13 protein-coding genes are annotated in these 13,894 nt (G+C 62.1%); 7 read left to right on the top strand and 6 right to left on the bottom strand.

Features of this window, described 5'->3' with window-relative positions; all coding sequences use genetic code 11:
* Window positions 1-81: 81 nt before the first annotated feature.
* Genes V7787_RS35325 through V7787_RS35315 form a run of 3 tightly spaced genes read right to left on the bottom strand, consistent with a single transcriptional unit; the run spans window position 82 to window position 3,661 of the window.
* Window positions 82-354, bottom strand: coding sequence for an oxidative damage protection protein (locus V7787_RS35325; RefSeq protein ID WP_003255742.1), 273 nt, complete (start codon window positions 352-354; stop codon window positions 82-84).
* Window positions 351-1,418: an A/G-specific adenine glycosylase gene (mutY, locus tag V7787_RS35320; protein ID WP_010951654.1), complete on the bottom strand. Its 1,068-nt coding sequence runs from the start codon at window positions 1,416-1,418 to the stop codon at window positions 351-353. Before mutY ends, V7787_RS35325 begins: the two co-directional genes overlap by 4 nt.
* Window positions 1,415-3,661: an AsmA family protein gene (locus tag V7787_RS35315; RefSeq protein ID WP_064490890.1), complete on the bottom strand. Its 2,247-nt coding sequence runs from the start codon at window positions 3,659-3,661 to the stop codon at window positions 1,415-1,417. The genes mutY and V7787_RS35315 overlap by 4 nt, the downstream gene beginning before the upstream one ends.
* A 268-nt stretch (window positions 3,662-3,929) precedes the next feature.
* Here V7787_RS35315 and V7787_RS35310 point away from each other — a divergent pair, with 268 nt between their 5' ends.
* The 6 genes from V7787_RS35310 to hisF all read left to right on the top strand — a co-directional run bounded on the left by V7787_RS35310 (window position 3,930) and on the right by hisF (window position 8,818).
* Window positions 3,930-5,591, top strand: coding sequence for an OFA family MFS transporter (locus tag V7787_RS35310; RefSeq protein WP_064490891.1), 1,662 nt, complete (start codon window positions 3,930-3,932; stop codon window positions 5,589-5,591).
* A gap of 187 nt (window positions 5,592-5,778) precedes the next feature.
* Window positions 5,779-6,372: an imidazoleglycerol-phosphate dehydratase HisB gene (gene hisB, locus V7787_RS35305; RefSeq protein WP_003255736.1), complete on the top strand. Its 594-nt coding sequence runs from the start codon at window positions 5,779-5,781 to the stop codon at window positions 6,370-6,372.
* Window positions 6,373-7,011: an imidazole glycerol phosphate synthase subunit HisH gene (gene hisH / locus V7787_RS35300; protein WP_014589369.1), complete on the top strand. Its 639-nt coding sequence runs from the start codon at window positions 6,373-6,375 to the stop codon at window positions 7,009-7,011.
* The gene (locus V7787_RS35295) at window positions 7,012-7,272 is read left to right on the top strand and encodes a DUF2164 domain-containing protein (RefSeq protein WP_064490892.1); all 261 of its coding nucleotides are present in this window, start codon (window positions 7,012-7,014) and stop codon (window positions 7,270-7,272) included. It begins immediately after the preceding gene.
* 27 nt (window positions 7,273-7,299) lie between these two features.
* Window positions 7,300-8,037 carry a 1-(5-phosphoribosyl)-5-[(5-phosphoribosylamino)methylideneamino]imidazole-4-carboxamide isomerase gene (gene hisA, locus V7787_RS35290; RefSeq protein WP_064490893.1) on the top strand — a complete coding sequence of 246 codons (738 nt, stop codon included), beginning with the start codon at window positions 7,300-7,302 and terminating at the stop codon, window positions 8,035-8,037.
* A 10-nt stretch (window positions 8,038-8,047) separates the two neighbouring features.
* Complete coding sequence (gene hisF / locus V7787_RS35285; protein WP_003255729.1) at window positions 8,048-8,818, top strand: imidazole glycerol phosphate synthase subunit HisF; 771 nt, start codon at window positions 8,048-8,050, stop codon at window positions 8,816-8,818.
* Between the two features lie 173 nt (window positions 8,819-8,991).
* Here hisF and choV read toward each other — a convergent pair whose 3' ends face one another.
* The 3 genes from choV to V7787_RS35270 all read right to left on the bottom strand — a co-directional run bounded on the left by choV (window position 8,992) and on the right by V7787_RS35270 (window position 12,044).
* Window positions 8,992-10,170, bottom strand: coding sequence for a choline ABC transporter ATP-binding protein (choV, locus tag V7787_RS35280; RefSeq protein ID WP_010951660.1), 1,179 nt, complete (start codon window positions 10,168-10,170; stop codon window positions 8,992-8,994).
* Window positions 10,167-11,015, bottom strand: a complete 849-nt coding sequence (gene choW, locus V7787_RS35275) for a choline ABC transporter permease subunit (protein ID WP_172830946.1) — start codon at window positions 11,013-11,015, stop codon at window positions 10,167-10,169. Before choW ends, choV begins: the two co-directional genes overlap by 4 nt.
* Window positions 11,016-11,096: 81 nt before the next feature.
* Entirely contained in the window at window positions 11,097-12,044 is a 948-nt protein-coding gene (locus V7787_RS35270; RefSeq protein ID WP_014589371.1) for a choline ABC transporter substrate-binding protein, read from the bottom strand.
* 452 nt (window positions 12,045-12,496) lie between these two features.
* On the opposite strand from V7787_RS35270, the gene V7787_RS35265 reads away from it, so the two are divergent.
* Complete coding sequence (locus V7787_RS35265) at window positions 12,497-13,873, top strand: L-serine ammonia-lyase (protein WP_010951662.1); 1,377 nt, start codon at window positions 12,497-12,499, stop codon at window positions 13,871-13,873.
* Window positions 13,874-13,894: the final 21 nt, after the last annotated feature.

The following is a 13,894-nucleotide window of genomic DNA, read 5'->3' as shown; positions in this document are numbered from 1 at the left end:
AATTAAATAGATTTCCGGACCGCTCGTCAACGACTTTTTGAAAAAATTTTAAATTAATTCCGTCGCTTACGATTTTTGGGGTCATTCGGCCGGTGGAACGTAGCCTTCGGCCTGGGCGTATTCTTCGCCGGCGAAAAACTTGTCCATCTCAGCCTGGAGGAATTTGCGGTCCTCGGCGTTCATCATGTTCAGGCGCTTCTCGTTGATCAGCATGGTCTGGTGCTTCTGCCAGTCGGCCCAGGCTTTCTGCGAGATGTGTTCGAAGATGTCCTGGCCCTTGGCACCGGGATAGGGCGGGCGTTCCAGGCCTGGCAGTTCTTCTTGGTATTTGCGGCACATCACGGTGCGGGTCATCGGGCGTCTCCTGCGATCAGTTCGTCGGCCGCGCGTTCAAGCAGCTTTTTCACCGGGGCGGCGAGGCCCAGGCGCGGCGGGGTGGCGAGGTTATACCAGAGCCAGTCGGCCTCGGCCACGTGCTCGCCGACCGGGTCGACGTGCACGAGCCAGGGCTCGATCGCCAGCTGGAAGTGGCTGAAGGTATGGGTCAGGCCGTCCATGGCGTGGCGGCCAGCCAGGCGCAGGCCGTGCTGGTAGGCCAGGTCGTCGAGTTGGGCGATGTCGTCCAGCTCCGGCAGGCTCCACAAGCCCCCCCAAAGGCCGCTGGAAGGGCGTCGATAAAGCAGGATGGCACCTTCGTGGTTGGCCAGCAGTGGCATCAGTGTGCGCCGTTGCGGCAGAGCCTTGCGTGGCTTGGGCTCGGGGTAGCGGGTTTCTTCGCCGTGCAGGTGCGCTTCGCAGCCGCGCTGCAACGGGCAGATCAGGCAACTGGGCTTGCTGCGCGTGCACAGCGTGGCGCCCATGTCCATCATCGCCTGGGTGTAGTGGTTGGCGCGTTGTTGCGGGGTAAAGCGCTCGGCGGTGGCCCATAGCTGGTTGGCAACCTTGGGTTCGCCAGGGTAGCCGGCCTGGGCGGTGTAGCGTGCCAGCACGCGCTTGACGTTGCCGTCGAGGATCGGTGCGCGGATGCCCATGCTGATGCTGGCGATGGCGCCGGCAGTGGAGCGGCCAATGCCGGGCAGCTCGGTAAGCTGCTCGACACTGCGCGGGAATTCGCCGCCATGTTGTTCGACGACGACCTTGGCGGCCTTTTGCAGGTTGCGTGCGCGGGTGTAGTAGCCCAGGCCCGTCCACAGGTGCAGCACTTCGTCCTCCGGTGCCTCGGCCAGGGCTTGCACGGTTGGCAGGGCCTGCATGAAGCGGTCGAAGTAATTGAGCACGGTGCTGACCTGGGTCTGCTGCAACATGATTTCCGACACCCACACCCGGTACGGCGTGATGCCCTGTTGCCAGGGCAGGTCGTGCCGGCCGTGCTCGTCATACCAGTCCAGCACTGCGCTGGAGAACTGCTCGGGGCTCATCGGTTGAACAGCCCCTTGAGCGCGTCTTTCAGTTCCGGGCTCACTTTGTCTCCAAGTTTTTCGTCAAGTTTTTCATCGATCTTGTCTTTCAGGCGGTTGCCGGCCAGCTTGGCGGCAACCTTGCCCAGGCCGTTCTGGTCCAGGCGGCAGGCCTTTGCGCCAAGTTCCAGCGGACCACGGCAGCGCAGGGGGACTTCAACACCCACATAACGTTCGTTGACCTGGCAGGCCGGGTCCGGCATGGCACGCTGGTCGCCTTCGACGACTATGCCGATGTTGTAGTCCATGCCCAGCACGCGCAGGTCGAGGTCACCATGGCCATTGACGGTCAGACCCGGGATGCGCGCCTTGAGGTCCGGGTTGCTGGCGACGCCGTTGCGTACTACCAGGCTGCCGCGCAGCTCCTGGAACGGGGTGTCCTTGCCGCGTGGTTCGCTGCTCAGCGTCTTGCGATTGAGCGTGGCGATGGCCTGGCACAGCTGCTGTTCCAGGTTGGCATTGACCAGCACGCCATCGTTGATGGCGAAGTTTGCGCTGCCGTTCAGGGTGTCGACCAGTGCTTTCTGGCTGTTACCGGTGGCTGTCAGATCACTGGTCAGGGTCAGCAGGCCCTTGACCGGCGGCGTCTGTTCCTTGCCTTCGGTCTTGATGAAGTGTTCCACCGGCACCCGCTGGATATTGGTGTTCACACCCAGCTGTGGCACGGCAGGGCGCACGTCGACCGTGCCCTTGGCTTCGAAGGTGCCGTTGTACAGCTCTCCGCGCAGGGTTTGCAGGGTCAACAGGCCGCCTTGGCCAACGGCCTTGAGCTGGGCGCTCTCGATCGGCAGCTTATCCAGGGTCAACGAGCCGAAGGCCAGGTCGGCCTGCAGGTCGAGGGCGCGCAGACGGTCGACCGGCAGCAGCTTGTCGTCGCTCCATGCCACTTGTGTTGGGGCGTTGGGCAGTGGTGTGGTGCCGGCACCGGCTACGGCGCTGGCCTCTTGTTGCTTGACCTCGGCCTGGCGCGCAGCGGTGGCGCCCTTGGCTTCTTCGCTCTTGGCCGGCAGGTAGCGGTCGGCGTCGAAGGTGTCGCCCTTAAGCTGCAGGCGCAGGGCTTGTTTGGCGAAATCTTCGACGGCCACGCGGCCGCTGAAGGTGCTGTCGTCCAGCTTCACTGCCAGGTCTTCCAGGGCCAGGCTGCTGGGTGTGCCCTGCAGGCGAGTCACCAGCTCCAGCTTGGCGAAGGCGGCCGGGTCGTTGGTGGCCGGCAGCGGGTGGCCAATGCTTTCAAGGAAGGCGCGCAGGTTGAACTGGGCGATGGACAGGCCGCCGCTCAGCTGGGGTGCCTTGTCCAGATCACGCAGGTTCAGCTCACCGAGGGCGCGCAGTTGGTTGGCCGAAAGTTTCAGGCCGTTCCACGAGGCGACATTGGCGGCCAGGTCGACCAGCAGTTGGCCTTGGGCGGCGAAGGTCACGGTCTTGCCGCCGGTAGGCTCACCCGAGGTCTCGCCCGACAGGCGCATGTCTTCGAAGTTGTAGCGCTTGAGCTTGCGGTCGAAGCGCAATTCGCCAGCCAGCTCGGTACGGGCCTTGATGCTCGGCTGGCTGGCGCTGATGAAGGCGCTGGCCTTGAGCGCAATGTTTGCGCCTTCATGGATTGGGCCGGTGCTCAGCTGGATGCTTTCGGCGCTGTAGCTGTGGCCGGTCTTGGCATCGGTGTACTGCACGCGGGCGTTGTTCACGGTCAGGCTGTCGATGTCCAGCTTGATGGCGCGGTCGTTGCTGTTGGTGGTCGCAGGCGTCTGCTCGGCAGGTGCCTGTGCGGATGCATCGGTGCTTGCGCCATTCTGCGCGGGCAGCGGCTTGCCGATGTCCTCCCAGTTGCCATGACCCTGTTCGTCACGCGCCAGGGTCAGGTTCAGGCCCTCGACACGTACGTCGCTCATTTGCACTTCGCGGCGCAGCAGCGGCAGCACACGGACCGAAAGGCCAAGCATCTGCAGGTCGGCGAACGGTTCCTTGGGTTTGTTCAGGGTGGCGATGCTGGCTTCGTGCAGCTCCAGGCCCAGCCACGGGAACAGGCTCCAGCCGATGTCACCGTTGAGGGTCAGTTCGACGTGCGCCTTGTCGCGTGCCAGCTGGCGAATCTCGTCTTTGTAGTCGTTGGGATCAAAGAGGTGGGTCAGGGCGAAGCCCAGCGCCACGATGATCAGCAGTAACCCGAGAAGCCCCAGCCCCAGGATTTTGCCGAACGCTTTCATGGGCGAGTCCTTTTAGTCCGTTAGTGAGTTCAGGCGGCAGAGTATAACGCTGTAGCGGTTACCCCTGCTTGTACGACTAGAGATGTAGGAAATTCCTACGCCTGCATCAGAGGGTACGGCTTTCGACAGCCTAATATTGAGCTTTTGCCGGGAACATGACCGTTTCAGTCAGGCGAAAATGAACGATGGCAGATTGCTTTCATGCTGCCTGATGCTGCTACCCTTGCGCCGCTTTGCGAGCACCCTCCCTATAACAAGGATCAGATTCATGACCAGTACCGTCGCGACGGGAAGCTCGGCCAGTGAGCCAGGCTTCCTGTCGAAGGAACGCATAATCGCCCGCCCGGGCTTCAACCGCTGGCTGGTCCCGCCAGCTGCCTTGGCCATTCACCTGTGCATCGGTATGGCTTACGGCTTCTCGGTATTCTGGCTGCCTTTGTCGCAAGCCCTGGGGATCACCGCCCCCGTCGCCTGTGCGGCAGACATGGGCTTCATGGCCCGGATGTTCAGCGCCGAATGCGACTGGCCAATCTCGATGCTGAGCTGGATCTACACCCTGTTCTTCGTCTTCCTCGGTTGCTCGGCGGCGGTGCTGGGCGGCTGGCTGGAGCACGCCGGCCCGCGCAAGGCTGGCCTGGTGTCGGCCTTGTGCTGGTGCGGTGGCATGCTGCTTTCGGCGATAGGTGTGAAAACCCATCAGCTGTGGCTGATGTGGCTTGGCTCGGGCGTGATTGGCGGTATCGGTCTGGGCCTGGGCTACATCTCACCCGTGTCGACCTTGATCAAGTGGTTCCCGGACAAACGCGGCATGGCCACCGGTATGGCGATCATGGGCTTTGGCGGCGGGGCCATGGTCGGGGCGCCGCTGGCCACCGCGCTTATGGGGCATTTTGGCAATGAGCACGAGGTTGGCGTATGGCAGAGTTTTGTCGCCATGGCGGCAATCTACTTTGTGTTCATGACCGCTGGCGCCCTGGCGTATCGCGTACCACCGACCGGCTGGAAGCCTGAGGGCTGGGCTGCGCCGTTGAAGAATGCCGGTAACGCCATGGTCACCGACCGTCATGTGCACGTCAGTGTGGCCTGGAAGACCCCGCAGTTCGCGCTGATCTGGCTGGTGCTGTGCCTGAACGTGTCGGCGGGCATCGGCATTTTGGGCATGGCGTCACCGCTGCTGCAGGAAGTGTTCGCCGGTAAATTACTGGGCAACGAACTGACCTTCAGCCAGCTGAGCACTGCGCAGCTGGCGCAGATTGCCGCGATCGCCGCCGGCTTTACCGGCCTGCTGAGCCTTTTCAACATTGGCGGCCGGTTCTTCTGGGCATCGTTCTCCGATTACATCGGCCGCAAGAACACCTACTTTGCCTTCTTCGCCTTGGGCGTGGGCTTGTACAGCCTGGTGCCGAACATGGGGCACCTGGGCAACGTGGCGCTTTTCGTGGCAGCGTTCTGCATCATCCTGTCGATGTATGGCGGTGGTTTTGCAACCGTGCCGGCCTACCTGGCCGACCTGTTCGGCACGCAGATGGTGGGTGCCATCCATGGCCGCCTGCTGACCGCCTGGGCGGCAGCAGGGGTGCTGGGGCCGGTGCTGATCACCTACCTGCGCGAGTATCAACTGGCAGCGGGCGTGGAGCGGGCGGCGGCTTATGACATGACCTTGTACATCCTCGCGGGTCTGCTGGTGCTGGGCTTTATCTGCAACATGCTGGTGCGCCCGGTGGCCGACAAGCACTTCATGAGTGATGCCGAACTGGCGGCCGAGCGGGCGTTGAGCCATGACAAGGGCGCCGATGGGGCGCGGTCGCTGGAGTGGAAAGCGGCTCCAGGCAGCCTGCCACTGGTGCTGCTGGCCTGGGCGGTGGTGGTCGTGCCGTTGGCCTGGGGTGTCTGGGTGACCTTGCAGAAGACCGCTGTGCTGTTCCATTGATCAGCAGGGGGGGGCGCGTTGCGCCCCTTTCGCAGATGCAGGAGCGGGCCGTTGTGGTTGTATAGACCTGTAGCGGCATCCAGCCCGCGTAAAACCTGGCTTTGCCATATGTCATCCGCGTTTCAAGCTGGCGCGTTCTGGGCCTATAATGAAACCCTTTTCGCCCAATGATTTTGCGGAGCTGGTGATGGTTGAACGTAAGGCTTCCGTCGAGCGCAATACCCTGGAAACCCAGGTCAAGTGCTCGATCAACCTCGATGGCAGTGGCAAGGCCCGATTCGATATCGGTGTGCCCTTCCTTGAACACATGCTGGACCAGATCGCCCGCCATGGGTTGATCGATCTGGATATCGAGTGCAAGGGTGACACGCATATCGACGATCACCATACCGTCGAAGACGTCGGCATCACCCTGGGCATGGCATTCGCCCAAGCCATCGGTGACAAGAAAGGTATCTTCCGCTACGGCCACGCCTACGTGCCGCTGGACGAAGCGCTGTCACGCGTGGTCATCGACTTCTCTGGCCGCCCAGGCCTGCAGATGCACGTACCGTATACCCGTGCAAGCGTTGGCGGCTTCGATGTCGACCTGTTCCAGGAGTTTTTCCAGGGCTTCGTCAACCACGCCCTGGTAACCCTGCATATCGACAACCTGCGTGGCCACAATACCCACCACCAGATCGAAACCGTATTCAAGGCTTTCGGCCGCGCCCTGCGCATGGCCATCACCCTCGACGAGCGTATGGCCGGGCAGATGCCTTCCACCAAAGGGTGCCTGTAAATGCAAACGGTAGCCGTAATCGACTATGGCATGGGTAACCTGCACTCGGTGGCCAAGGCGCTTGAGCACGTAGGTGCAGGTAAAGTGCTGGTTACCAGCGATGCCTCAGTGATCCGCGAGGCCGACCGTGTGGTGTTCCCGGGCGTGGGCGCGATTCGCGACTGCATGGCCGAGATCCGCCGCCTGGGCTTCGACAGCCTGGTGCGCGAAGTCAGCCAGGACCGCCCGTTCCTCGGCATCTGCGTCGGTATGCAGGCGCTGCTCGAGCACAGTGAGGAAAACACTGGCGTCGACTGCATTGGCCTGTTCCCTGGCCAGGTGCGCTTTTTCGGCAAAGACCTGCAAGAAGAGGGCGAGCACCTGAAGGTGCCGCACATGGGCTGGAACGAAGTCAGCCAGACCATCGACCACCCGCTGTGGCACGACATCCCTGACCGCGCACGTTTCTACTTCGTGCACAGCTACTACATCAATGCCGGCAAGCCGGGCCAGGTGGTGGGTCGCGGTCACTATGGCGTCGACTTTGCCGCAGCGCTGGCCGACGGTTCGCGTTTTGCCGTGCAGTTCCACCCGGAGAAGAGCCATACCCATGGCCTGCAGCTGCTGCAGAACTTCATCGCCTGGGACGGGCGCTGGTAAATGAGCAGGTCGAAGACCAAAGCCCCGACCATCACCCTGGCCCCCGAGCAGGAGCGCGAAGCGCTCGACAGCTTGAAGCGTTTTCTCGAAGACCGCTTCGAGCTGCAGTTGGGGTCGTTCGAGGTGGCCGAGGTCCTCGAGCTGTTCAGCAAAGAGATTGCACCCCATTACTACAACAGGGCGATTGCCGATGTTCAGCTGCACCTCAAGGAGCGGTTCGAGAGCATCGAAAGCGACCTGTGGGCACTCGAGAAGCCCTGAAACCCAACAAATAGACAGGTTCCCAAGATGCTGATTATCCCCGCTATCGATCTGAAGGACGGTGCTTGCGTGCGCCTGCGCCAGGGCCGCATGGAAGACTCTACGGTATTTTCCGACGACCCGGTGAGCATGGCCGCCAAGTGGGTCGAGGGTGGCTGCCGCCGCCTGCACCTGGTCGACCTCAACGGCGCCTTCGAAGGCCAGCCGGTCAATGGTGAAGTGGTTACCGCCATCGCCAAGCGCTACCCGAACCTGCCGATCCAGATCGGCGGCGGTATCCGTTCGCTGGAAACCATCGAACACTACGTCAAGGCTGGCGTCAGCTACGTGATCATCGGCACCAAGGCCGTCAAGCAGCCCGAGTTCGTCGCTGAAGCGTGCAAAGCCTTCCCGGGCAAGGTCATCGTCGGCCTGGACGCCAAGGACGGTTTCGTCGCCACCGACGGTTGGGCCGAAGTGAGCTCGGTGCAGGTCATCGACCTGGCCAAGCGTTTCGAGGCCGATGGCGTCTCGGCGATCGTCTACACCGACATAGCCAAGGACGGCATGATGCAGGGCTGCAACGTGCCCTTCACCAAGGCACTGGCTGAAGCCACCCGTATCCCGGTGATCGCCTCGGGCGGCATTCACAACCTGGGCGACATCAAGGCCCTGCTGGACGCCAAGGCCCCGGGCATCATCGGCGCCATCACCGGCCGTGCCATCTACGAAGGCACCCTGGATGTCGCTGAGGCCCAGACCTTCTGTGACAACTACCAAGGCTGAGGACTGAACCATGGCATTGGCCAAGCGCATTATCCCTTGCCTGGACGTGGACAACGGCCGGGTGGTCAAGGGCGTCAAGTTCGAGAACATCCGTGATGCCGGCGACCCGGTGGAAATCGCCCGTCGCTACGACGAGCAAGGTGCCGACGAAATCACCTTTCTCGACATCACCGCCAGCGTCGATGGGCGCGACACCACGCTGCATACCGTCGAGCGCATGGCCAGCCAGGTGTTCATCCCGCTGACGGTTGGTGGTGGCGTGCGGACCGTGCAGGACATCCGCAACCTGCTCAACGCCGGTGCCGACAAGGTCTCGATCAACACCGCCGCGGTGTTCAACCCAGAGTTTGTCGGTGAGGCGGCGGACCGTTTCGGTTCGCAGTGCATCGTTGTCGCCATCGATGCCAAGAAAGTGTCCGGGCCAGGTGAAGCGCCGCGCTGGGAGATTTTCACTCACGGCGGGCGCAAGCCGACCGGGCTGGATGCAGTCGAGTGGGCGAAGAAGATGGAAGGCCTGGGCGCTGGCGAGATCCTGCTGACCAGCATGGACCAGGACGGCATGAAGAACGGCTTCGACCTGGGCGTTACCCGCGCTATCAGTGATGCGCTGGGGATTCCGGTGATTGCCTCGGGGGGTGTGGGTAACCTGCAGCACTTGGCAGACGGCATTCTGGAAGGGCATGCCAGCGCGGTGCTGGCGGCCAGCATCTTCCACTTTGGCGAGTACACAGTGCCGGAGGCCAAGGCCTACATGGCTTCGCGCGGGATTGTCGTTCGCTGATCCATTGATCGGGGCTGCTTTGCAGCCCTTCGCGGGCACGCCCGCTCCCACAGAGATCTCAGCAAACCTGGACTGCCCCCCAAGAGTTGGATTGGTGTCCAACTTCTTGGGGGCAGTCCTAACCTGTGGGAGCGGGCGTGCCCGCGAAGGGCCGCGAAGCGGCCCCAATTGCCTCACCCGTGGTTCTTGCCGAGCAGCGCGTGGTAAAGCTCGGTATCCCCGAGTATCCCCACCACCCTGTCGTTATCCTGCAGCACCAGCTTGTTGCCAGTTTGATAACGAATCTGCAGTGCCTCACGCATGCCGATGTCGGCGTGCACCACGGTCGGTCTGCGCTCCAGCAGCTCCACATCTTGCCCCGGTGCCCATTTCTGCATGTCCAGCCCGTTCTGGCCTTGGCGTGCACGCTTGAGCGCGCCGCCTTCGCCAAGGTCCAGCCATGAATCGATACCTGGGTCCAGGCACACCGAGCCATTGACCCGCTTGCAGTTGTCCAGGCTGCGCATCAGGCTGCGCCCGCACAGCACGTTCAGCGGGTTGGTATGGGCGACGAAGGTGCGCACGTATTCGTCGGCCGGGTTCAGCACGATCTCCTCCGGCTTGCTGTACTGGATGATCCGACCGTCTTTCATGATCGCAATGCGGGTACCCAGTTTCAGCGCCTCGTCCAGGTCATGGCTGACGAACACGATGGTTTTGCTCAGCTTGGCCTGCAGGCCAAGCAGCTCATCTTGCAGGCCCTGGCGGATCAGTGGATCCAGGGCCGAGAACGGTTCGTCCATCAGCAAGATGTCGGCATCCATCGCCAGCGCCCGGGCCAGGCCCACGCGCTGCTGCATGCCGCCAGACAGCTCATCCGGCTTCTTGTTGCGCCACTGGGTCAGGCCCACCAGCTCAAGCTTCTCGTCGACCAGCTTGCGCCGTTCCTTTTCCGGGCGACCCTGCATTTCCAGGCCGAAGCTGATGTTCTCGCGCACCGTCAGCCAAGGCATCAGGGCAAACTTCTGGAACACCATGGCAATGCGCTTGGTGCGCATCATCTTCAGCTCGGCCGCGGAGCAGTTGGCAATGTCGATGTGCTTGCCTTCGTGTTCGACGAACAACTTGCCACGGCTGACAGTGTTGAGGCCGTTGATGCAGCGCAGCAGGCTCGACTTGCCCGAACCGGACAAGCCCATCAGCACGCAGATCTCGCCTTTGTTGATATCGAGGTTGGCCTTTTCGACACCTACCACCAGGCCGGTCTGCTTGAGGATCTGCTCGCGGGTCTGGCCTTGGTCCAGCAGCGCCAGTGCCTCGCGCGGCTTGTTGGAGAAGATGACGTCGACGTCTTCGAAACGAATGATGCTCATGCCTCACCCCTTACCGGCAGTTCCGGTTGCTTGCAGATACGGTCGAGCATGATTGCCAGCAGCACGATCGCCAGGCCCGCTTCGAAGCCCAGGGAGATATCGGCGGTGTTCAGTGCGTTGACCACAGGTTTGCCCAGGCCATCAGCGCCAACCAGGGCGGCAATGACCACCATCGACAGCGACAGCATGATGCATTGAGTGACACCGGCGGCGATGCTTGGCATCGCGTGCGGCAGTTCGATACGGGTAAGCAGCTGACGACGCGAGCAGCCAAAGGCCTTGCCGGCGTCCATCAGCTCCTGCGGCACGTCGCAGATGCCCAGGTAGGTCAGGCGAATGGGCGCGGCAATGGCGAACACCACGGTGGAGATCAGCCCCGGCACCACGCCCAGGCCGAACAGGGTCAGGGTAGGGATCAGGTAGACGAAGGTGGGCACCGTCTGCATCAGGTCGAGCACCGGGCGCATGGCGGTATAGAACATCGGCTTGTGCGCAGCGAGGATGCCCAGAGGCACGCCGATCACCACACATACCACTGTGGCGAAGGTGACCTGCGCCAGGGTCTCCATGGTTTCCTGCCAGTAACCCAGGTTGAGGATCAGCAGGAACGACAGGGCGACAAATGCGGTCAGTGCCCACTTGCGCTGGATGAAATGCGCCAGGGCGGCGAACAGGGCGATAAGTACGAACGGGTTGAAGAAAGTCAGGGCGCTGGTGACGCCATGGATCATGAACTCCAGGCCTTGCGCGATGGCGTCGAAGTAATTCGCGCCGTTCTGGGTCAGCCATTCGACGAACGACGCGATGTACTGGCCCAGGGGTATTTTCTGATCGATAAGCATGATAGCGAGCTTCCACCTGCATAGATTGAAATCAACCCGGGGCAGGCACGGTCCTGCCCCGAGGTAGCGCTACTGCGTAGTTCGTTATTGCGTAAGCTTGGCCTTGACCGCCTCCAGGCCAGGTTTGCCATCCACGGTGGTAACGCCGGCCAGCCAGGCATCCAGCTTGCCTGGGTTGTCCTTGATCCATTTCTTGGCGGCGGCTTCGGGTTTCATCTTGTCGTCCAGGACATAGCCCATCATGGTGCTTTCATCCTTGAGCTCGAACGACAGGTTCTTAAGCAGTTGGCCAACGTTGCTGCATTCCTGCGTATATCCCTTGCGGGTGTTTGTCAGCACGGTCGCCTTGCCGAAGTCGGGGCCGAAGAATTCGTCCCCGCCGGTCAGGTACTGCATCTTGAAGCGGGTGTTCATCGGGTGTGGCTCCCAGCCCAGGAACACCAAGGCCTCGCCGCGTTTCTGCGCGCGATCAACCTGCGACAGCATGCCCGCCTCGCTGGACTGCACGATCTTGAAACCGGCGTCCTTCAAGCCAAAGGCGTTCTTGTCGATCATGCTCTGGATGGTGCGGTTGCCGTCGTTACCCGGTTCGATGCCGTAGATCTTGCCGTTCAGTTCCTTCTTGAACTTGGGAATGTCGCTGAAATCCTTCAGGCCCTTGTCGTACAGCGCCTGGGGGACTGCCAGGGTGTACTTGGCGTTTTCCAGGTTGGCGCGCACGGTTTCTACCGTGCCGGCATCGCGGTACTGCTTGATGTCGTTCTCCATGGTCGGCATCCAGTTGCCGAGAAACACGTCCAGGTCCTTGCCGGTGGCCAGCGACTTGTACGTCACCGGTACCGAGATCATGGTGGTGTGGGTTTTGTAACCCAGGGCTTCGAGCACAACGCTGGTGGTCGCGGTCGTGACTGTGATGTCGGTCCAGCCGACATCGGAGAAGCGTACAGTCTGACATTGCTCGGGTTCGGCTGCTTGGGCCAGCAATGGCGCGGACAGCAACGCAACCAGCAACAGCGAGGGTGAACCTTTCATGGATGGACTCCTGAGATATTGTCTTCGGGTTCGCGTGGGTCGCCGGGCTTTCTGAGGGTCCGGTCGACCAGGCCTGCAGAGGGCAGGATGCGTGGCCGTGCTTTACGAGTCGCTTTCGATAATCCTCCAGCGCCGGGCAATCGCCTACTGGTGGGGTCGTATCCAGTACGGAACGGGTCGTATCCAGTATGGGCGATGTCGCTTATGGATTTTTCCACCCCCTCGCGCGCATTTTTGCGTCACCAGGCCGCTGGAAAACGGCGCGGTGGGCGCAGTTCCTGGTTGAAAACAGCGCGGCGCTGCTGGACAAAAGTACGTCGGTTGCAGACGGCGAGGTGGGCGGTAAAAGCCCGATGATGCTGGCATTCAAGGCGGCCCGCTGTTTGAGCCTAGCAGCTACGCCGCCCTGCGCATGGCGCGCAGAGACAAGCCCAGCAAGAGGTGATTCGACAATGGCCATCAGCGTGTTCGACCTGTTCAAGATCGGTGTCGGGCCCTCCAGCTCCCACACCGTCGGCCCCATGCGTGCTGGCGCCCTGTTCGTTCAGGGCCTGCGAGAACGCGGCGAGCTGGAACGTGTAAAGCGGATCGAAGTGCGCCTGTATGGCTCGCTGTCGGCCACCGGTATCGGTCATGGCACCGACAACGCCACCATCATGGGCCTGATGGGCGAGTGGCCTGACGCCATTGACCCGACCCAGATCGTGCCGCGTATCGCCGACCTGCGCGAAACCAACACCCTGCAGCTGGATAGCCGCTTGCCCATCGAGTTTGTCTGGGCCCGCGACATGCTGCTGCTGGACGAGAACCTGCCCTATCACCCCAACGCCATGACCCTGATTGCCGAAGGCGAGCAGGGCGAGTTGCACCGCGACACCTATTACTCGGTGGGCGGCGGCTTTGTGGTCGATGCAGCCCAAGCCGCCAGCGGTGTGCTGGATGCTGACCAGACAGTGCTGCCGTACGACTTCAACAGCGCCGCCGAACTGCTGCGCCTGTGCAAGCAAAACGACCTCAGCGTGTCGCAATTGATGATGGCCAACGAGAAGGTCTGGCGCAGCGAGGAAGACATCCGCGCTGGCCTGCACAAGCTCTGGGAAGCCATGCAGGAATGCGTCAACAACGGCCTCAAGTACGAGGGCACGCTACCCGGCGGGCTGAACGTGCGTCGCCGCGCCGCCAAGCTGCACCGCAGCCTGCAGGAAATCGGCAAGCCCAACGTGATCGGCTCGACCATGAGTGCCATGGAATGGGTCAACCTGTTTGCCTTGGCGGTCAATGAAGAAAACGCCGCCGGTGGGCGCATGGTGACCGCGCCTACCAACGGCGCGGCGGGCATCATCCCGGCAGTGCTGCATTACTACATGCGCTTCAGCGATGCGGTGGATGAATCCAGTGTTGTCGATTACTTCCTGGCTGCCGCCGCTGTGGGCATCCTGTGCAAGAAGAACGCTTCGATCTCTGGTGCCGAAGTGGGCTGCCAGGGGGAAGTCGGCTCGGCCTGCGCGATGGCCGCAGCGGGGCTTGCCGAAGTGCTCGGCGCCACCCCGCCACAGGTTGAGAACGCCGCTGAAATTGCCCTGGAACACAACCTTGGCCTGACCTGCGACCCGGTGGGCGGGTTGGTGCAAGTGCCCTGCATCGAGCGCAACGCGATTGCTGCGGTGAAGGCCATCAACGCGGTGCAGATGGCGTTGCGCGGCGATGGTGAGCACTTCATTTCCCTCGACCAGGTAATCCGCACCATGCGCGATACCGGCGCCGATATGCACGACAAGTACAAAGAGACCTCGCGCGGCGGCCTGGCGGTCAGCGCTATCGAGTGCTGATTTCCTGATCTGACCTTCTGG

The organism is Pseudomonas sp. CGJS7, assembly GCF_036961695.1.
Note: the sequence above shows the minus strand (reverse complement) of the source record. Positions and strands in the feature narration are given on the sequence as shown.